Annotated in this window: 33 protein-coding genes and 1 tRNA gene; 9 read left to right on the forward strand and 25 right to left on the reverse strand. The window is 39.4% G+C overall.

Annotated features, from left to right (window positions below; translation table 11 throughout):
• The 6 genes from ABF487_RS04580 to ABF487_RS04605 form a co-directional block, all read right to left on the reverse strand.
• Positions 1-156, reverse strand: a complete 156-nt coding sequence (locus ABF487_RS04580; protein WP_415634636.1) for a hypothetical protein — start codon at positions 154-156, stop codon at positions 1-3.
• A complete protein-coding gene (locus ABF487_RS04585) occupies positions 153-1,922 on the reverse strand; it encodes a terminase TerL endonuclease subunit (RefSeq protein ID WP_415634637.1) in 1,770 nt (589 codons plus the stop codon). Before ABF487_RS04585 ends, ABF487_RS04580 begins: the two co-directional genes overlap by 4 nt.
• A complete protein-coding gene (locus ABF487_RS04590; RefSeq protein ID WP_415634638.1) occupies positions 1,919-2,407 on the reverse strand; it encodes a phage terminase small subunit P27 family in 489 nt (162 codons plus the stop codon). Before ABF487_RS04590 ends, ABF487_RS04585 begins: the two co-directional genes overlap by 4 nt.
• 201 nt (positions 2,408-2,608) lie before the next feature.
• Entirely contained in the window at positions 2,609-3,100 is a 492-nt protein-coding gene (locus tag ABF487_RS04595) for an HNH endonuclease (protein ID WP_415634639.1), read from the reverse strand.
• Positions 3,093-3,251, reverse strand: coding sequence for a hypothetical protein (locus ABF487_RS04600; RefSeq protein WP_415634640.1), 159 nt, complete (start codon positions 3,249-3,251; stop codon positions 3,093-3,095). Before ABF487_RS04600 ends, ABF487_RS04595 begins: the two co-directional genes overlap by 8 nt.
• A gap of 386 nt (positions 3,252-3,637) precedes the next feature.
• Positions 3,638-3,979 (reverse strand): hypothetical protein, encoded by a 342-nt coding sequence (locus ABF487_RS04605; RefSeq protein WP_415634641.1) that lies wholly within the window; start codon positions 3,977-3,979, stop codon positions 3,638-3,640.
• A 91-nt stretch (positions 3,980-4,070) separates the two neighbouring features.
• Here ABF487_RS04605 and ABF487_RS04610 point away from each other — a divergent pair, with 91 nt between their 5' ends.
• Positions 4,071-4,220 (forward strand): hypothetical protein, encoded by a 150-nt coding sequence (locus ABF487_RS04610; RefSeq protein WP_415634642.1) that lies wholly within the window; start codon positions 4,071-4,073, stop codon positions 4,218-4,220.
• On the opposite strand, the gene ABF487_RS04615 is transcribed toward ABF487_RS04610, so the two are convergent.
• Positions 4,217-4,870 carry a hypothetical protein gene (locus ABF487_RS04615; RefSeq protein ID WP_415634643.1) on the reverse strand — a complete coding sequence of 218 codons (654 nt, stop codon included), beginning with the start codon at positions 4,868-4,870 and terminating at the stop codon, positions 4,217-4,219. The genes ABF487_RS04610 and ABF487_RS04615 overlap by 4 nt on opposite strands.
• A 189-nt stretch (positions 4,871-5,059) precedes the next feature.
• Positions 5,060-5,335 (reverse strand): hypothetical protein, encoded by a 276-nt coding sequence (locus ABF487_RS04620; protein WP_415634644.1) that lies wholly within the window; start codon positions 5,333-5,335, stop codon positions 5,060-5,062.
• Positions 5,336-5,397: 62 nt separating this feature from the next.
• On the opposite strand from ABF487_RS04620, the gene ABF487_RS04625 reads away from it, so the two are divergent.
• Both ABF487_RS04625 and ABF487_RS04630 read left to right on the forward strand, forming a co-directional pair.
• Positions 5,398-5,742 (forward strand): hypothetical protein, encoded by a 345-nt coding sequence (locus ABF487_RS04625; RefSeq protein ID WP_415634645.1) that lies wholly within the window; start codon positions 5,398-5,400, stop codon positions 5,740-5,742.
• Between the two features lie 229 nt (positions 5,743-5,971).
• Entirely contained in the window at positions 5,972-6,757 is a 786-nt protein-coding gene (locus tag ABF487_RS04630; RefSeq protein WP_415634646.1) for a DUF4145 domain-containing protein, read from the forward strand.
• A gap of 28 nt (positions 6,758-6,785) precedes the next feature.
• Here the strand turns inward: ABF487_RS04630 and ABF487_RS04635 are convergent, their stop codons facing one another.
• From ABF487_RS04635 to ABF487_RS04700, 14 genes are all read right to left on the reverse strand, one after another.
• Positions 6,786-7,265 carry an ArpU family phage packaging/lysis transcriptional regulator gene (locus ABF487_RS04635; RefSeq protein WP_415634647.1) on the reverse strand — a complete coding sequence of 160 codons (480 nt, stop codon included), beginning with the start codon at positions 7,263-7,265 and terminating at the stop codon, positions 6,786-6,788.
• A 369-nt stretch (positions 7,266-7,634) separates the two neighbouring features.
• The gene (locus ABF487_RS04640) at positions 7,635-7,832 is read right to left on the reverse strand and encodes a hypothetical protein (RefSeq protein ID WP_415634648.1); all 198 of its coding nucleotides are present in this window, start codon (positions 7,830-7,832) and stop codon (positions 7,635-7,637) included.
• A gap of 34 nt (positions 7,833-7,866) precedes the next feature.
• Entirely contained in the window at positions 7,867-8,070 is a 204-nt protein-coding gene (locus ABF487_RS04645; protein ID WP_415634649.1) for a hypothetical protein, read from the reverse strand.
• Entirely contained in the window at positions 8,063-8,383 is a 321-nt protein-coding gene (locus tag ABF487_RS04650) for a hypothetical protein (RefSeq protein WP_415634650.1), read from the reverse strand. Before ABF487_RS04650 ends, ABF487_RS04645 begins: the two co-directional genes overlap by 8 nt.
• A gap of 118 nt (positions 8,384-8,501) precedes the next feature.
• Positions 8,502-8,720 (reverse strand): hypothetical protein, encoded by a 219-nt coding sequence (locus tag ABF487_RS04655; RefSeq protein ID WP_415634651.1) that lies wholly within the window; start codon positions 8,718-8,720, stop codon positions 8,502-8,504.
• A gap of 13 nt (positions 8,721-8,733) precedes the next feature.
• The gene (locus tag ABF487_RS04660; RefSeq protein ID WP_415634652.1) at positions 8,734-8,931 is read right to left on the reverse strand and encodes a hypothetical protein; all 198 of its coding nucleotides are present in this window, start codon (positions 8,929-8,931) and stop codon (positions 8,734-8,736) included.
• A gap of 9 nt (positions 8,932-8,940) precedes the next feature.
• Positions 8,941-9,186 carry a hypothetical protein gene (locus ABF487_RS04665; protein WP_415634653.1) on the reverse strand — a complete coding sequence of 82 codons (246 nt, stop codon included), beginning with the start codon at positions 9,184-9,186 and terminating at the stop codon, positions 8,941-8,943.
• On the reverse strand, positions 9,186-9,512 hold the full coding sequence (locus ABF487_RS04670; RefSeq protein WP_415634654.1) for a putative HNHc nuclease: 327 nt from the start codon (positions 9,510-9,512) through the stop codon (positions 9,186-9,188). The genes ABF487_RS04665 and ABF487_RS04670 overlap by 1 nt, the downstream gene beginning before the upstream one ends.
• Positions 9,502-9,822 (reverse strand): hypothetical protein, encoded by a 321-nt coding sequence (locus ABF487_RS04675; protein WP_415634655.1) that lies wholly within the window; start codon positions 9,820-9,822, stop codon positions 9,502-9,504. Before ABF487_RS04675 ends, ABF487_RS04670 begins: the two co-directional genes overlap by 11 nt.
• Positions 9,800-10,678 carry a conserved phage C-terminal domain-containing protein gene (locus tag ABF487_RS04680; protein WP_415634656.1) on the reverse strand — a complete coding sequence of 293 codons (879 nt, stop codon included), beginning with the start codon at positions 10,676-10,678 and terminating at the stop codon, positions 9,800-9,802. The genes ABF487_RS04675 and ABF487_RS04680 overlap by 23 nt, the downstream gene beginning before the upstream one ends.
• Positions 10,675-11,073, reverse strand: coding sequence for a hypothetical protein (locus tag ABF487_RS04685; protein ID WP_415634657.1), 399 nt, complete (start codon positions 11,071-11,073; stop codon positions 10,675-10,677). The genes ABF487_RS04680 and ABF487_RS04685 overlap by 4 nt, the downstream gene beginning before the upstream one ends.
• A 14-nt stretch (positions 11,074-11,087) precedes the next feature.
• Positions 11,088-11,276: a hypothetical protein gene (locus ABF487_RS04690; RefSeq protein WP_415634658.1), complete on the reverse strand. Its 189-nt coding sequence runs from the start codon at positions 11,274-11,276 to the stop codon at positions 11,088-11,090.
• 25 nt (positions 11,277-11,301) lie between these two features.
• Positions 11,302-11,523, reverse strand: coding sequence for a hypothetical protein (locus ABF487_RS04695; RefSeq protein ID WP_415634659.1), 222 nt, complete (start codon positions 11,521-11,523; stop codon positions 11,302-11,304).
• 39 nt (positions 11,524-11,562) lie between these two features.
• The gene (locus tag ABF487_RS04700) at positions 11,563-11,775 is read right to left on the reverse strand and encodes a helix-turn-helix domain-containing protein (RefSeq protein ID WP_415634660.1); all 213 of its coding nucleotides are present in this window, start codon (positions 11,773-11,775) and stop codon (positions 11,563-11,565) included.
• Between the two features lie 151 nt (positions 11,776-11,926).
• Here ABF487_RS04700 and ABF487_RS04705 point away from each other — a divergent pair, with 151 nt between their 5' ends.
• The 6 genes from ABF487_RS04705 (at position 11,927) to ABF487_RS04730 (ending at position 15,452) form a co-directional block, all read left to right on the forward strand.
• Complete coding sequence (locus ABF487_RS04705) at positions 11,927-12,628, forward strand: LexA family protein (protein ID WP_415634661.1); 702 nt, start codon at positions 11,927-11,929, stop codon at positions 12,626-12,628.
• Positions 12,629-12,708: 80 nt separating this feature from the next.
• Complete coding sequence (locus ABF487_RS04710) at positions 12,709-13,092, forward strand: transporter (RefSeq protein WP_415634662.1); 384 nt, start codon at positions 12,709-12,711, stop codon at positions 13,090-13,092.
• 39 nt (positions 13,093-13,131) lie between these two features.
• Positions 13,132-13,350, forward strand: coding sequence for a helix-turn-helix transcriptional regulator (locus ABF487_RS04715; RefSeq protein ID WP_415634663.1), 219 nt, complete (start codon positions 13,132-13,134; stop codon positions 13,348-13,350).
• Positions 13,351-13,419: 69 nt separating this feature from the next.
• Entirely contained in the window at positions 13,420-14,022 is a 603-nt protein-coding gene (locus tag ABF487_RS04720) for an Ltp family lipoprotein (protein ID WP_415634664.1), read from the forward strand.
• Positions 14,023-14,093: 71 nt separating this feature from the next.
• Complete coding sequence (locus ABF487_RS04725) at positions 14,094-14,390, forward strand: hypothetical protein (RefSeq protein ID WP_415634665.1); 297 nt, start codon at positions 14,094-14,096, stop codon at positions 14,388-14,390.
• Between the two features lie 18 nt (positions 14,391-14,408).
• The gene (locus ABF487_RS04730; protein ID WP_415634666.1) at positions 14,409-15,452 is read left to right on the forward strand and encodes a site-specific integrase; all 1,044 of its coding nucleotides are present in this window, start codon (positions 14,409-14,411) and stop codon (positions 15,450-15,452) included.
• A 145-nt stretch (positions 15,453-15,597) separates the two neighbouring features.
• On the opposite strand, the gene ABF487_RS04735 is transcribed toward ABF487_RS04730, so the two are convergent.
• From ABF487_RS04735 to ABF487_RS04745, 3 genes are all read right to left on the reverse strand, one after another.
• Positions 15,598-15,670, reverse strand: a tRNA-Arg gene (locus ABF487_RS04735).
• Positions 15,671-15,677: 7 nt separating this feature from the next.
• Positions 15,678-16,682: a Gfo/Idh/MocA family protein gene (locus tag ABF487_RS04740; protein ID WP_415634667.1), complete on the reverse strand. Its 1,005-nt coding sequence runs from the start codon at positions 16,680-16,682 to the stop codon at positions 15,678-15,680.
• Complete coding sequence (locus ABF487_RS04745; RefSeq protein ID WP_415632678.1) at positions 16,679-17,566, reverse strand: GH25 family lysozyme; 888 nt, start codon at positions 17,564-17,566, stop codon at positions 16,679-16,681. The genes ABF487_RS04740 and ABF487_RS04745 overlap by 4 nt, the downstream gene beginning before the upstream one ends.
• Between the last annotated feature and the right edge of the window lie 69 nt (positions 17,567-17,635).

Genomic DNA, 17,635 nt, shown 5'->3' on the forward strand with positions numbered 1-17,635 from the left:
TTACTCCTTCCCGAGAAAATAACTCAGCAAAATCAAAGACAGTCCAGTTACAAGGCCGCCAATTAATGGCTGAAATAAAAAAGCAGTCACATCAATGACTGCCAAGCCAACAACCGATAAAAGGTCACTTAAGTTTTCTCTTTTAAATAATTTCAAAACGAAAAATCTCCCATCAAAAAATCGTGTTTCTGATTATCAGTCATCCGAGCAAACTCGGCTTCGGGATCATCTTTGTTTGCAAAGTCTTCGAAGTGATACATCCCCTGATAAAAGCCATCGACAATCGCATCGACCAAGTCAATCTTTAAAGTCGCTCGCTGCTTATCAATTTTGATGCCATTGTTGCCATCGGTAACAATCACAGCGTTCATCAGTGAAGCTTCCATCATCGGATCGTCTAAGTGTGTGACGCGTCCATCAACGAATGAGTCCTGCAAGAATTTCGTTGGTGCATTTAAACTAATCGCACCCTGTCTCACAGGAATCATTGGCCAATTCGTATTGTCAGCGATCGATTGAATTAAGGCGGAATTATGGAATTTATCATACAAAAAACCGAGCACATTCAAGTCATGCTCGGAAACAAAATCCATCAACCACTCATATTCCTGATCTTGACTAATCAGCCCTTTTTTGTGCTTTGTAATCGAGGCAAAGCCTAATTCCTGCATGTGACGATAATTGATACCGTCCTGGCTTTCTTTGGCTTCAATCGAACCCGCTTTATGCCAGGGAACAAATGAATGCTGATAAATAAAGAATTTCTTTGGAACATAGGGAAAGATAAACCCAAAAGCACCATCATCAGAAGTCATAGAATTATCAAAACCGATATAGACATCTCGGTGATTAAAATTGAAACTCTTAATCGTCGTAGCCTTATATTCATCTAAGTTAAAAGCCGCGTCCTGCTTGGCATTTAACCACATGTTCATGTTATAAACCATGAAATCATTCAGGGTTCCAGAATTAGCATGTAAATTTCTTTGAGAAATTAAGTTACTCAGCAAAACATCTTTGAGCTTCGGCAAACCAAGTAGCGGATTACTTTTAATCCATGTTTCAGGTTTGAATATTTCTGACTTATCATCTTGTGTCCAAACAGCTAAGAAATAATCATCATTTTTGCCATCATCATTTTTAATTGATTGAAGTACGCTATCAATATCTTCTCGCAATGGTACGTTGGGATCCTCATACGCAGTTGAAATCATCAAGAACAAGGCGTTGGGCTTTAAAATTTGTCCGTTTTGAATTTTGTCAAAATAAAAGCGGGTTTTTTGCATTCCCGCCTCATCAAATATGCCAACCGTCGCATGAAAACTATTAACGTTGCTGCCAAGAGCTGTCATCTTGCGAATGACGTTTTTCTTGCTATCAAACCGCGTCTGTTCAGTATTAACAATCAAATCATCATAAGCGACCGGATCGTCAGTTAAATATTTATCTTTGATTTGCTGAATTGTGCCAGAAACATAGTTATAAAGCTTTGTTGTTTGGTCACTCACATTACTGGCAATCAAATCATCTTGGTTATTTGACTTTGCATTTCTGATCCAAAAATCATATGCCAAAATGATTGCAGCAATGTAAGTCTTTCCGTTTGATTTTGCCATTGTCACAGCGGCCTTATGGAAACGAACCATCCCGTTTGATTTGCTCTTCCATGCCATTAAAGAACCAATTGTGAACTTTTGAAAGCCCAATAATGGAGTTGGTACACCAAGATCAGGATCGGGCACAAATTTAGCAAAGGTCATCACGCGATTAAGCTCATCCTGGTCAAAATAATAGTTATAAACCGCTAACTTTGATTTTTGTAAATCATTAAGATGCCTTTTAGTGGAGATGAGCATTGGTTCGCCAGAAAGAATTCTGTGTTCCTGCACATCCTTTGCATATTGTGTAACATCATCAATCATGCGCTGCCGTTTCCAAAGTTAGCAGTAAAATCGTTCTGCTTCTTAACCGGTGTAACGGCTCCAATCATTGAAGAACGGCTCACCGGATCAAGTCCTAAAGAACTACCAATGGCTTTAATGTTTCTTGCAGCATTATTCTTAGCGCTCACAGCCGGATTAATTTTAGGATCACCGCGTGAGTCTTCAATAATCAAACCGTTTCTTTCAATTTCGGCCATTGATTTTTTGCTGATCTCAACTTGATTGACATATTCTTCTAGCAAAGAAGCGTCTAATTGCTTAATTAGTCCTTTTTTATCTAAATCTTTGACGATAAAACGCCATAATTTTTGGCTGCTTTCGCCCAAATATTTAGGCGGAGATGATATTTTTTTGAAGTCTGAGTTATTCTTATTAGCGTTGACAGCTCGTTTTCTACGATCCGTATTCTTGGCCGTAACATTAGATAGATCGGGCTTTCTGCCACTATGTAAATTTCCTGGCATTTTATCGTTTTCTCCTTTCTTTTATATTGTGAATAATGTTATTAAGTTCCTAAAAATTGATTTTTTGGGAATTTTTTACAAAGCGCCACCTGTACGCCGTTCTCCCTTGATCGCAATCATAGGGGGGGCATAGTGCAGGCTGGGTGTTTTTTATATATAAACGAATAAATAAGATATAAATAATAAAAAAGCGCTGAAACTTTAATTTTCGGCGCTTAAATTTATTTTTTTGATGAGCTTGTCAAGCAACGGTACATCATTGATCTCAACAGCATCTGGATTAAGTGCCTTATGGTCGTCCATAAAGTAATAACTATATTCCCAATCAGTCTTGTGTTGATGACATAAACGGCAGCACGTAACAAGATTGTGTCCGTCCTTGGACAACAACGGATCATATAAAGCTGGCACAATATGATCTACGATGTTACCCACCGTGACATTGCCATGGACTAAACAATATTGGCATAGATGATTGTCACGGCTCAAGACTGCCTGTCGTAATGTTGACCACTCTTTACTGTGGTAGAACTTAATCCTTGCCGTGTGCTTGCGTTGGTCGTTATAGTGACGATCAACATACTTATCACGTTCACGTTTAGGATGAAGCGGAGCATGCAACGAACAGTAATCTGTTCCTTTGGGAACTAAGCGATGGCAGCCTTGCTCATAACACATATGCAGTTCACGCATGTTTGACTCTGCTCCTCACTTCTTTGGTCGTTACCGTTTGCTTAGATAAAGCAATGGCCACCAACGCATAAGCACTGGCCTTATCAAAGTAATTATCTTTGAGTGCTTGCTCTGCTTTGTCTGTGTATTGTTTGATTTTAGATTGTGCCATTAACATTCCTCCGAATAGATTATTAAGAATTAAAATTTAGTTGTTTCAAGAAAGGAGATAACATGCCAGAAAAAGGTCCAGAACATAGACACTTTCCAGAGCATCCCGTCAAGACGGGGCCTAAAGTCGTTCGTGTAAAGCCGTCTACTACGCAGCCAGGTTACACGCGGACAAAACCAAGAAAAGCTGGAAAGTAATCAATTGCAGGCTTCATGCCTGCTTACATAATTAATTCCTTTCACGTATTATTCGTACCAAATCATATTTATAAATGCCCATGTTGTCCCATTCCTATAAATTAAAAGGGCCCAAATTGAACCTTTTGTACATACTGCCGGAATTAATAACAAGGCCAGTCAATTGACTAGCTTGATTAATGTATTGGTTTATTTGTTGCTTTGTGTGAGATTCCTTAGGTAATAAGAAATTTCTTCTTTAGTCAGATCTGTCTGCTGTTGAATCTCTGAGAGACTGTGGCCTTTGTCCCGCAAAGACAGACATTGGCTTCGAAGCGCTCTAACAGAGGAAGACTGATGCCTCGTTGGTCTTTGACTTTCGCCCTCTCCTAAGGGCAAATCGTCCCATTCTTTAATAACTTGACGGGCTAGATCACCGTAACCGTGTTTCTCAGAAAAGATCAAGCCGTCCTTAAAAGCTGTATTAGCAGGTATACCATCCTTTTCCTGCTTATTCAGTAATACAGAAGCCAATCGAGAAAGTTCTGTCATATCTCAATCATAACAAGAAATAATCAAACTGCCTCTTAGCGGTTTAAGAATATAATTGAGCTGTTTCAAATAATTGGGAAGGAGTTTAAAGATGAACGATAAAGATCAAATCAATGTTCCACATACACACGGAATAAATGATAGGCACCCAGAAAATAAATCAACCAAGACAAGGGTTCCCGAAACATCATTTAAAGTTGATCCAAATAAAAAAGAAACCGGTCAAGATAAAAGTAATTAATCACTAGTCTTGACGAGCATATATTTCAATCGACGAGATGTGTCAAAGTAAGTCTGAATACTTGGCACACCTTTTTTATTTAGAACGTGCAGCCAATTACCATTCTTACTCAAAAACTGTTCGATATCTTTTTCTTCCTTTATGTCATATTTGTTAAATCGTTGATTGATAAGAAAATCCATTTTATTGGAATAAAAATCTGTAGCGCCGTCATAGGTTCCTGATTCAAGAACTTTGCCATCAAAATCAATAATAAAAATAAGACCGGACTGAACATCTGTAAACTTATCCCACAATGGGCGTGTATCAATGGGGACGTGCTTGCCCTTGGTCCTAATTAAATTAACAATGATTCTAATCAACTTGATTAGGAAGAAAAATATAAGTGTTCCTGCAGTAAGTGAAAGAACGAAGGTCAAAACAATGGCTTCGGCGTAAGAAGCCATTGTTCCCCCGGGAAACCAGACTGTTTTAATCAACAGGAATAGAGCAAAATTAAGCGCTCCAAAGATCCAGGACCAATATTGTTCTTCTTTTACGCCGCTTTCCCCGCCTCCAGTATCTATTATTTCAAAAAGATCCAGTATATAAAAATTAAGAAAACCAAATGCGACCGTTAAAAACGGTGCCAGGTCAAACAATAAACTCATCTTTATCTCCATAACAAAATCATAAACAAAAAGAGCAATCATTAATGACTGCTCTTATCTTTAATCTTTCGACTCTATCAATATACAAAATATTTGACCTTGATGTGACCTCACTTTGAACTCGGTTTGACCTCGATTTGATCGGTTTTTAAGTATTTGAATCATTTGAGAGATGATGAATGCTAGAAATTAATCAATCTCGTTCAATACTCGTTGATTGAGTTTGGCCTGCAAGTCTTTAACAAACTGATTATCTTGCCTATCGGTGACGTAATTAATGAACAAATGATTTTGATTATCACTGAGTCCGGCAATCTTGTCACTTTCACTAATTGGGAACTGACCGCTGGCAAAGTCTAAGCTAACTAGGCCTTCTTGACTTTGTTTTGCCTGCTTGATGATGTCATTAGCGACCTGTTGCCCTTGTGGTCCTAACTGATTCAGTTGATCTTTTATCGTTGTCATGACTTCTAGTGTAAGCCTCCTTTTATACGAACATATGTTCGTATTTGTTTTAAACTAAAAGCATGACAGCAAAAATTATTGATCAGAATGGCCATGTCCACTACGATGATCACAACCATGATAAGCTGCTGGCTTACTACAAACTTAACGACTTCTTCATCAACCATGCCATTGGCCATTGGACAAGTGACCATATTTGGATCCCCTTTTCAGATAACGATACTCAACTCTTTTACCCAGATTTCAGTAACGAAAAATGGATGCTGAAAATTCCTTATATCATTGAACAGTTCGGCTGCCAGGAACTCGTCAATAAACTGCATCAACTGCAAACAGACGGCACAGCTGAAAAGCTTGGTATCAAACCTTGGTTAGTCGCCGATATAGATAAATGGACGAAATGGTGAATGAAGCTTACTTAATTTCTAATCGTTTAATAAAAACTTACTTTCACGGGTATTTTATTTTCTGGTGGGCCACATTTGAATCATCTTGGTTTGATATCCGCTTGCTTATGGTTTATTTGGAAGATCTTTAATCTTGCGAATGGATATTTTCATTAAAACCATGAATTTGTGTCATTTGCAATTTACTCATTTTTTTTCTTACTAAAAATGCAAGCATTATAATATTGTTATGGCGGTTACATATAATGTTTTTACTGGCACATCAAATGATGGAAATGAAATAAATAAAGTTTTTAAGTGTCCATATTGTAGAGCTGATATTGCGCTTGATGAGGGATCAAGCCTTTCACAAATTCAGCTTAGACATCGCCATATAATTAGAGCAATTGGGATAGCGGGAATAGATGATAGAAAAATTATCACTCCGACACTCTCATCGCGTGATGGTGGCCCATTAGTAACATTGAGATTCATACATTGCCCAAGGTGCGATAAAATTTCTGTTGTTTCTTTTGTTCAAGGTATTGAGGACACGAATTCAGTGCCGTTGCCCATTGTGCCAAAGTCGTTAGCATACAAGCTCCCTAACTATGTTCCTGAATGTATTCGCCAAGACTACGAGGAAGCTTATTCGATAGTGGGATTCAGCCCCCGTGCTTCAGCGACACTCTCTAGACGAGCAATACAAGAAATGATTAGAGACAAATTCCCAGACAAAATTTCTTCTGAAAGAAAAAATCTCGCTCAAGAAATGGATGATATTCAATCGATTTTGTCTGCCAGAGAAAAAGATGCTCTTGTTTCCTTGAGACATTTAGGAAATATCGGCGCACATCCAGAAAATGACATCGACGTTATAGTGGATATTGACCCAAGCGACGCACAAACTGTCCTTAAACTAATTGAGTACTTTATTAAAAAATGGTACGTAGAGCCACATGAGGATGACGATTTGTTGAATGGCATCACTCAGATTGACCAGGAAAAACAATCGGAAAGACATCCTAATTCATAAACTTTCCTGCTTCATCAAGTTTCATTTTTTAGTCTCCACAATCTGTGTTTCCTTTACATTTGGTATAAATGTGAAAATCATGTTCCCCTAGATAAGCATCCGCAAACCATAACAAAGCTTTATTCAATAAATCGTTAGCACCGGTTCGACTAAAACCGTACTCAAGAGCAATATCAGTCCACTGTTTGTCACTGGGATTATCAACGTAATAGCTAACCAAAAATCGACGATACTTCCAAGGGATATTTAATAAAGCCCTGATACAATAGTTTGCTTCATCTTTAGCCATAATACGCCGTTCAACTTTAATCTCTTGTGAATTATCAATAGACACAGCTTTGGGCATGGCTGACCAGATTTGAGACTTTAAATCATCAGTTGAGCTGCCAGCCTTGGCTAATAATCGTTCAAATTTGCTAGATTCAGCACGATTGTGTTTGAAGAATGATCGAACGTTTTCGATCGTGGCATTGTAATCAACTTGATCCAATAAATCTATCTGGTCCATGGATGTCCCTTCCCCCATAAAATTGAAACGAATTGATAAGAATCAAACTGATTATTTTCAATCCACTCTTTTTTCTTTATAATGAATGAGTAGTCAAGCATTCAATATTGAGGAACACCACTGCCATGGTGTTTTTTTGTTGGCGAATTATTAATGGCATCCCCAGTTTTTGTTTCTTTTCCCTTTGCCCGTCATGGTTAACTTTTAATCTTCGTATGTACCCCAGAGACCAATCTGGGTAAAACCGCTTATTATTATTAACAAATTTATGCACTTCAGTATCAACTGAAAGGCAGCAGCTTTTAGGCTCGATCAGTGCTTTGGAGCTACATTATTTCTTCCCCTTCCAATCTTTGAAGAATTTGAAGATCATGTTCGTACCTTTCTATATCCTTTAACCTCGGGACATGCTAACTGTAATTTTTCTATCTCGGATTGAGAAAATAATGTTGCATCTTCTTTGGTGTTAGTAAGATAGAAAATTCCTCTTTTATCTTTTTTTAGGAACCAATCTTCGTGCCCCTTGTTGAACAATTGGCTCTTCAAATAATTTTTATCATCGGTCATTTTTCTGCCTCAATTAGCCAAACGGCTGTTCCTTTCATAGGTTTAATGTCTGCTCCTCAACTAACCAAATGGCTACTCCTTTAACGACCATAAAGTTAAAGGCTCTAAGTGACATTGATAGAGATGCGACTTGGTCTGGTGGGATAATTTCGTTATTTTCAAATCTATGATCAGATCCGTCATTATACTTATCAAGCCAGTACTGATCTTCTACTTGAATCCTGACTTCCTTATTCATTATTTATGCCTTCTGCATATTTATGTTCAATCCATTCTTTAGGACTAGGCAAATTATCTGAATGTTTATGCTTGTTATTTGTTACCTTCTTCAAAGTTTTAGGATCGATCACAACATAGCTGCCGTCAGAGTAAAAGCCATTCTCATCCATTTCAAAGCTGTCACAGATAACTGGCCTGCCAACATTGTCATAAATGAGTTGTCCTGTCACATAGTCTCCCTCTAAAAACCCGTTTTCAATTAATTCATGGCGTAAATCTTCATCATCAAGGATTGCGTCCATTTTTGCTGTATACAATTGAGGATTTGTCATTTCTTTCCTTTCCAATCTTTAAAGAACAAATAGATCATCCAAATCAATATTGGAATTGCTAAGACTAGGACGATCAATTCACAGATTAACGTGAACAGAAAGTAATCATTTATCCAGTTCATTTATGTGCATCCCCTGGTCGAATATCTTTTGTTGCATATCCAATCACGCTTGCTTCGACTATTTTTGAGAAATCTAAATCTTTATAATCGTCATCATCTTCAAAGAATGTTTTCAAGATATCTGCAACAAAGTATTTTGCCAAGAAATCGGACTCAGCTTGATTTAGAACTGGTACCGATGTAAATATGACTTTTCCTTCTTGCCTATCGCTCATTGTTTATCCCCTGCTAAAGTTTTTGTTGCTTTGTTTCAGCTACTGCTTTTCTGTGCCAAGCGTCGATCATGGCAAACGCCATCTCGAAGTCAAAGACTGAAACAGCCTCGTTGATACTTTTCCTAAACGTCACTTCAAAATCAATTGAAGGCGCTGCAAGCTCCTGCTTCTGAAAATAGTCACTGATACGATTTATTTCATCAATCGTCATAAGGCTTGCCTAGTTATTCACGATGAGGCCGTGATGGGTAAAGTGCAGATGAGTCGGCTTTCCAATTCTTTTCATGCCATTATTGAAATGAGCCAAAGCCAGCTTCTCTTTGAATCGATGCGGTAATCCTTTGGCGAAATAGTAATCAAGGTGAAAGGCTAAATACATGCCCTTGAAAACAACTGTGTAATACTCACCGCTGATTCGTCGCTGAAAATAAATCGTGCCGTGCTTCTTGCGTTTTCTGAGATTCATCACAAATACCCTTTCCCATGAATTTGATTTCTGGCTTCGGCTTCTTCAGCGGTAATGCCATAAATTAACAAATTGCCATACTTGCTGATAAAAGCTTGAATGCCAATCGATTCGATTTCCTGATGATGGATCCGGCACAAGGGCACGATCTGATCACCTTGTTCAAAATATTTTCTACGACCACCCATTGAACCAAGAGCTGCATGCTTGACGTGATGCCAATCAGTCGCCAATGTCTCATGACCCAGTTTTTCACAGACCTGACAGGTTTCTGGAATTGGCAGCCACATCTCCCCAGCAAAATCAGTCAAAGAATTAATGTCCATCTGTGCCTTCTTTGGCTTTCTTGCTGGCCATGGCTGCATAGCTGCGGTCATGGACGATTTGATACTTGAGAAATATTGGATTAGCTTGAGCATCGCGTGCAACCGACTCAGCGTACTTGCTGAGCTCAATGACTGTGAAAACCTCATTAGGTTTGAGTGGCGCAAACTGATCAGCTGATTTGCAGGCTGCAGCTAAATCCATGATTTTGGCTTTATCGGGATCAGCCGTAAACGTAAAACCTGAGTCCGCTTTAAATCCCGCGTAAAGCTGCTGATCTGATTTTCTTTTAACCACGTAAATTCGGTCCATTATCTGCTCCTTTCTGTGATTGCTGATACTTGGCCAAAGCCTGAATGGCTTGGCTATTATCGGTTTTTTGTTGAGAACCGTAATCAATCAATGTCTCTTTTTTCTGAATGGCTGCTTTGTTGAAATCTGAAAACTCCCAGTTAATCGTGTCGTTGAGTCGTTCATCAAAGCGATTATTGAAGATCGTTTCAGGTCTTAAGAAATGGTCATAAGCCGATTTTCCTTTCCAGTGCTGACAAGCGCGGTCAATCACGGTCTTTAGATCATCAGCTGTAAAACCTTCTTTCAACCGAGCAACAATTGGTGCCGTGTTCTTGGCAGCCTTCGGATTAAACTTGCGATCGCTTTGCTGATTGAAATAATCTAAGGCCCTTTTGGCGATTGTCAATAAAGGGCTTGATGGTGGTGTTAAGTCAGGCTTGCCTGACATATCATCACTTAGGTTATTCACTAGGTTATTAGTTAGGTTATTCTGTACGACAATTTTGTCATGCGTACGGGTGTCATTTTTGTCATGCGTACGTACGACATTTTTGTCACCCGTGGACGCTTCACGCACGTCATTTTTGTCATGCGTGATGACCGTTTCGATCGTGATATAAATCTTGCGGTCCATGTCTGAATAACCTTTATGCTTGGTTTCCCGTCTGATTAAACCGAGTTCTTCAAGATGAGCCAAACGGCGCTGAATCGTTCTCGTGTTCGTGTGATAGCGATCAGTTAGCCAGGTATCTGAAGGATGCGCATAACCGTCAATTGAGGACAAATTAATTAAGTCGCCTATCAGCAGCCGCTCTGAATCATTTGGGATCAAAGCAAAAAGAGAGTCTGGAATTGTGATGTAGTGTTCAGTCATTTGCTTCTCAGTTTCGCTAAAAATCCTTTGAACCCATGCTTCTCTAAATAGCTGCCTTGGTAATCATCAATCTGGGCATGATCGCGCGTGTTTTTGTAAAACTGCGTCAGTTTGCGAGAAGCCGTTTTAAAGATCTCTGGATCACGTGTAAAGATATAACCGCGATTACCCATATCGCTGGTCACAAAATTATGTTTTGGATCAGCAAATTTTAAGTAGCTGATATAGCGCTGAATTTTTCGCTTACTCTGGCCTTTCATTTCTAATAGTTCAGCAATCTCACTGGACCGAAACCAGCGGTCTTGATGTGCTTTCAACAAATTCAAAATACGGTAGGCTTCTGCTTTCTCGTATTTATCAATTCGTTGAAAGTCACTTGGCTTTTGAATATCCATCGTGGACTCCTTTCTTAGTTTTCAGAATCAATCTGTTTTTTAATGGCCCGAGATGTATAAGCATCATTGCCATTTAGCCAATTGATAAAGCCTTCATGGAAGGTTCCTGAAGTATTGTTTTTGTCGCGTCTTAAGCACTCCAGACCGGTGATAAGACCAATAGTTGCTAGGATGACTGAAATGCTAAATAAAGCTGTGATCATATGTGATCCTCTCTATTAAAAATTGCTACTGCAATGCTTCAGCGATTTCATCCCTTTTATTTCTTTCGATGAAATCCTGAATGTCCTTCCATTGCCATTTGATGATTTTTCCGACCCTTATATGCCTGATTTGATAGATCCAAGCCCTGAACTCTGGCGTGACTTTACGTGATTTATCTCTGTCCCAGAATTCATGGAAGGCTTGTGTTAGGTTCAGCATGTTGTAGGGTCCGTATTCATTTTTCATGCTGCTGATCATCCCCTTTTTATGTTTACTTTTGATACACTAATCTGCAACAAAAATATCTTCAGTTTTCTTACCAAGTCCTTTAGCAATCGCTAATCTAGCTCTAAGTCCCGGAGTATGTCCATGCATGATTTTGCTGAAATAATTCCGTGAGATACCAATTTCAGCAGCAAATTCTCTGTCACTTAAATTTAGTTGATTTCGAATAGTGTTATCAATGCTCTGTGGATTTTTCAGCCGATATTTAATCATTCTGCCTCCTTTGCCGTGTTGTACAAAGTAAACATTTTTTGCTTAACTTTGTATCTTTAGTATACATTCATAGTATCTTTTTGCAACAACTTATTTAACTTTTTGTTTACATTATGTTCACAAAAGAAACAACTAAACGGATAATTAAGGAATGAATGAGTTTGGAAACTTTATAAAAAACTTAAGAATCGAAAAAAAATTAACGCAAGGGCAAATTGAAAAATATTCCGGTATTTCACACGCCTATCTTTCACAACTGGAAAATGGTAAAAGACCAGTCCCTAAACCGAAGACCCTAGATAAGTTAGCCAAGGGTCTACATGTAGATTCAGCCATTCTCTATAAAGCTGCCGATATCATTCCGGATAGTGTTTTAGAAAGCTTTGATTCAAATATTGATGTGAATCATCCCCTATCATTCAAAGATGATGAAGTTCCTCAATTACCAATTTATGGTCGTATTTTCGCGGGTGCACCATCGGGAGTCGAGGAAGATATTGAAGGCTCAATCACGCCTGAAAAAAGCTTTGTTGATAAATATGGTTTAGATGAATTGATGAGCCTGCGTGTGGTTGGAGACTCAATGACAAAAGCCGGTATTGCTGAAAACGCCGTTGCCGTGATTCACAAAACATCCGACTTTGATAATGGGGATATCGTGGTGGCGATTATCAATGGCGATGCGGGCACCTTGAAAAGAGCTTATAAACGGACTGACGGAATTTACTTTGAACCAGATAGTTACAATCCCATTTATAAGCCATTTTCATATACTCAAAAGCAAATCGAAGATGAGGATCCGACCGTCATTATTGTTGGCGTTTATCTGTATTCAGTAAGTGGAATAAATTAACTGGCTCACCTGTTTTGATAAACATAATACGTGCAACGACCTTATTCACGTTAAAAGGCGTGCCAAATCGTTTGATTGTTATGAAGAGATTAAAATTAAATACCTTATCAGCTGTTTGGGGGATCATTGAAGCTGTTATTTTTGCTGTTTCATGGTTTGTGATTATTGGGGACGCCTTCGGAGATGCAGTAAATAAAACACACAATACCAGTGGAGCCGGTGGATTTTTTTACACTGTTGCCTGGATTAGTGTTGTTCTATTTATCGTTTGTGCCATTCAGTCTAAGAGGTATGGTATTTCCCTCGTTGGTCCTGTATTGGGAATTATTGGGAGTGCTTTATTTGGGGTTACTGCTGCTATGGCTTTTCCAGCCATTGTCGTACTAATCGTTGGAATTGTTTTCTTATTTTTGCAGCACCCATCAAAAAGCTACCAGCCAACCAATAGTACGATTACAAAATAAGTTCTAGTCACCCTATGGTGGCGTACATAAGGAGCCAATATGAACGACAATCAAAGAGCAAAACATTTCGCTTCTCAATTAAACAAGACCTTGCAGGAATCCGGACTTAAGACAGCTGAGGCTGCTAAAAAAATCGGCATTACTTACAAAACACTTTATAGCTGGCGAAGAGGCAAAATAGTTCCGACATTATCGAGTCTTAAGAAATTGGCCAGTGCCTTTAACAAAAGCGTGAGTTGGTTTCTTGGACGTAATTAATATCATCAATTAAGAATCGAAAGAACGAACACGTGCTGCAATCACGTAAAACTGTTAGGAGATAGATCCATGGAAAGTGAAAAAAAGCCACTTTATAGAAAATGGTGGCCTTGGTTTTCAATAATTATTCTTGTGTTCATAATATTTGGATCCTTGGGTGGCTGGTCGAACGATGCGGCGGGTTTATTGCTAAAAAAAGAACGTGTCGAAATACCAAGCCATTATGTCGAGGACTCACCTATTAGTTCACCAAAAAGTTCTGACAACAAAGCATCCAAAAAGTCATCTAGTTCTGCCGTGAAAACGAGTTCTAGTGTACCTGCCTCATCTGTCAGTGCAAAATCAACTTCCAGTACAGTACCTGCCGACTATCGATCCGCTTTAATAAAGGCACGGCAATACGCAACCGTGATGAGTATGTCAAAGCAAGGTATCTATGAGCAATTGACAGCAAAATTTGTAGAAGGCTTTTCTGCGCAGGCTGCACAATATGCGATCAATAATTTAACCGGAATTGACTGGAACAAAAATGCCTTAACAAAGGCAAGAGAATACCAAAATACTATGGCTATGTCACCGAGCGCAATACACGATCAATTAACATCCGCTGCTGGGGAAAGATTCACACAGCAAGAAGCTGACTATGCCATTGCACACTTAAACGACAAATAGACATTCATAATTACTTGCCAGTAGTGATATACACGTGCCGCGACCACGTTAATCCACCAAGGAAAATAAAAATGGGATTATTTTCAAAGTCACAGGAAAATAGTAGTCGAAATATATATGCAAGCAACGTATTGCCGAATTTACACGCCAAGGACGGCAATAAGCACATTATTATGATTACGAGTTTTAGTAAATGGATAGATCAAGTTTTCGGAGTTGAATCGAAGTATACAACTCAAATTGGCCATATCGTCGATAAGATGCAGGAAGATGGTTATAAAATAGTTGCAATCGAACATACAACACTCCAAAATCAAGGATTATTTAAATCTATGGAAGGATTTCATACTTTAATCACATACAAGTAACCAGCATTAGGAGAATATATGGCCTCAATTAAAAAGCGCGGCAAATATTGGCAAGCCAGAATTTCGTTTCAGGACCCCATTACCGGTACCTATCGAACAAAAAATCATAGTGGCTTTCTTACCAAGTCCCAAGCAGAAACGTGGGTCGGTTTATTTAGGTCTGGAAAAACCGAAGGTGCTGCACAATTGGACATCCCCTTAGCTGATTATTTTGAGCAATGGTTTAAGACGTATAAAGCGGATAAAGCCAGTCAAACTTTGCTACAATACCGCGTGACTTTAAAAATTATTCGGAGAATGCTGCCTAAAGCAACTTTGCAAACTTTTGATCGTGACCAATTTCAAGGCTTTATTAACGAATACGGGAAGGATCATGCCAGAGAAACAGTTGATAAACGCAAGATGGAATTAGCAGCAAGTTTGAGAGACGCTTTTGCTGACGGAAAAATTAAGACGGACCCAACGCAAAGATTAAATATGGTGTCCGATCCAGCTAGAACAAAAGACCCAAGTTTAAAATTTCTAGAATTAACAGATGCCCGAACGTTGATTGATTATTGTGCCGAAAATTTGACCAAGACACACTTTCTAATAATTACGGGTATTCTATCGGGAGCACGCTTTGGCGAGCTCAGAGCCCTACAAAAGGCAGATATAAACTCACAAAAACATACGGTCAGCATTAATAAAGCTGTTGATGGTATTACCGGCCAAGACAAAGCGACGAAAAATAAACAATCCAACCGCGTAATCACTATGCCGGAAAAGTGGTTTGGTCTTTATGCACATTATCAATTCAAGGGCAGCCGGCTTTTTGAGATCTCTTCAAATGGCATTAATAAAGAACTTAGCAAAGTCTGCCATGAATTGAATATCAAAGTTGTCACTTTTCACGCTTTACGTCATACTCACGCTTCTATTTTGCTGGCTCATGACGTGTCTATGCAATATGTATCGGAGAGATTAGGACACGCTAATTTGTCCATCACAGAGAAAATATATTCTCATCTATTGGCAGATAAAAGAAAGTCTGATGAGATGAAGGTTAATCAAATCTTTTAGCGTGCAAAATGTGTGCAAACGTGCAAAAAAATTCTATCATTTTCTTGCAACTTCTAGCATTTAATTAATGGACAAGAACCCTTTAATATCAAGGATTAAGCAAACAAAAACCGCCACTTCAACGATGGCGGTTTTATTGTCATAATGGCCCAGCCCGGACTCGAACCGGGAGCTTAGACTTAGGAGGTCCGTGTTTTATCCCGTTAAACTACTGAGCCAAAAAAATCAATCATCGGCGGCAAAGCGGATACCAGCGCTTTTCCTCAGGTCAAACATCAGCTGATTAATCTGAGACGCGGTTGCAAGCCAATTCTCATATTCTACAAGATTAGCTTCTGAATGTCGATCACTCAGTATCCGAGCAAAATCCCGTGCTTCTGCCAGCAGCGGATTTTGTTCTGTCCCTAATGCTAATTGTTCACGATGACCATTGCCGTCAATCAGCTCGACATGATTTAATTCAGAGGGACTATCAATCAACAAACGATCCTTTAATCCGAAGACCTCGCTTGGCGCTGAAGACGTAAAAATCTTGGAGATCAGAATGTTCACCGTAAAAGCAGCATAATCCAAACTGATGACACCAGAACCATCAATGCCGTTTTCAAGCAGACGCGCCCGATAGGCAGCCTTATCAGGATAACCGAACCAGCCAATGGCATCGTAAAGCGGATAGACCCCCAAATCGTATAGGGCACCACCGGAGAATTTCCTAGTAAAGACATTCGGCGCATGCATCGGATCAGCTAAATATTGATCATAACGACTTGAATAATTGGCATAAACCAAGTTGGCACCTTGTATTGTCTTCAAATCGGTAATCTTGTCTTTGATAATCTTGAAAATAGGATCATGGTAGTTCCGAGCCGCTTCAAAGAAACGACGCTCAGGATTTTCAGCCAGCAGCTTCATAATTTCCTGAAATTCATGTGTGTTTGAAAAACTTGGTTTCTCAACAATGATATCAAGACCATGTTTGAGAGCAGACTGTGCGTGCCGAAAATGAAATGAATTTGGGGATGCAAGATAGACTGCCTGTATACCGGAATCTAAAAATGCATCAAAATTGTCAAATGCCGCGGCTGGCTGACCAATCTGTTTAATAAAATCATCAGCCGTCTCTTTGCTGCGCGAGTAGACAGCCGATATGATAAATCCTTGTGATTCAATAGCCGCTTGAGCAAACTGTGCGGTAATCCAGTGTGTACCAACAAGACCGAGCTTTATCATTTTTCAATCTCCCTTGATAGGTTTTTTAAATCAGATAGTCTGCCGTTAAAAATCGACAAAGGCAGGCGGAAAGAACGAATACCGGAACCAACCTTCCCATTGGCATTATACTGTACAAATTGATTAACCGTATCGGTGTTGTCCAGACTGTTTTCTAGCAGCCAATACCTCATATTCAATGGCGCCAGCTGTGCTTGAATCCGATCGTAGACTGCCTTGTCGCAGCGGACAATGACAGAATTTTTTGGATAATAGGACCTCAGATCCAAAATCAGGCCACGCAGATTGGCAATTGAATTGTTGTCAGTAATATCGTCATCGGTTACAGAAATAGCGATCGGTAAGTTCCCTACTTGACGGCCTACATTCTGCACGAAATATAAATAAGCCGCATAAGCTGTCGTGAAAGAATCATAGATCAGCACCGCGCCGGCCGACAGACCTGCGTCCCGCGCCGACTTCAGAGATGACATATACAGATCATCAAAATCGCTGCCGCCAGTCGTGGCGCGAAAATAGACAAAACTTAATCCCTGCGCACGCAAATAAGAATAATCGCTATAGGGCTGATCCGAGCTCAAAGTTGTTCCTCTAGCAAACTTGCCGCTAGCCAATTTAGACCGAGTACTGCCGCCACTCTGACTATCGGAACTGCTCGAGGCGCGGCTTGATTGACGTTTAGAACTTTTTGAAACTTCACTTTTTGAAAGCGCCTGCTTGATTGGCTTAGAACTAGAAGATGATTGCACAGCAGGCCGGCTCTTTTGGCTAGGAACACTCGCAAAGACCCACAAACTGACCGTCCAAAGAAAACCTGCAATAACAAGGATGTAAAAGATGTAATCCAGCATCCCTTTCTTTTTATTTTTCCGTTTCCTCTGCACCTTTCTTATTATAACTAAGTCTTGGCGTCCGCTATAATTATGTTGATGGTTACCAGGCAGACCAGGTAT

Origin of the sequence: Oenococcus sp. (assembly GCF_047725585.1) — a bacterium.
GTDB lineage: Bacteria > Bacillota > Bacilli > Lactobacillales > Lactobacillaceae > Oenococcus > Oenococcus kitaharae_A.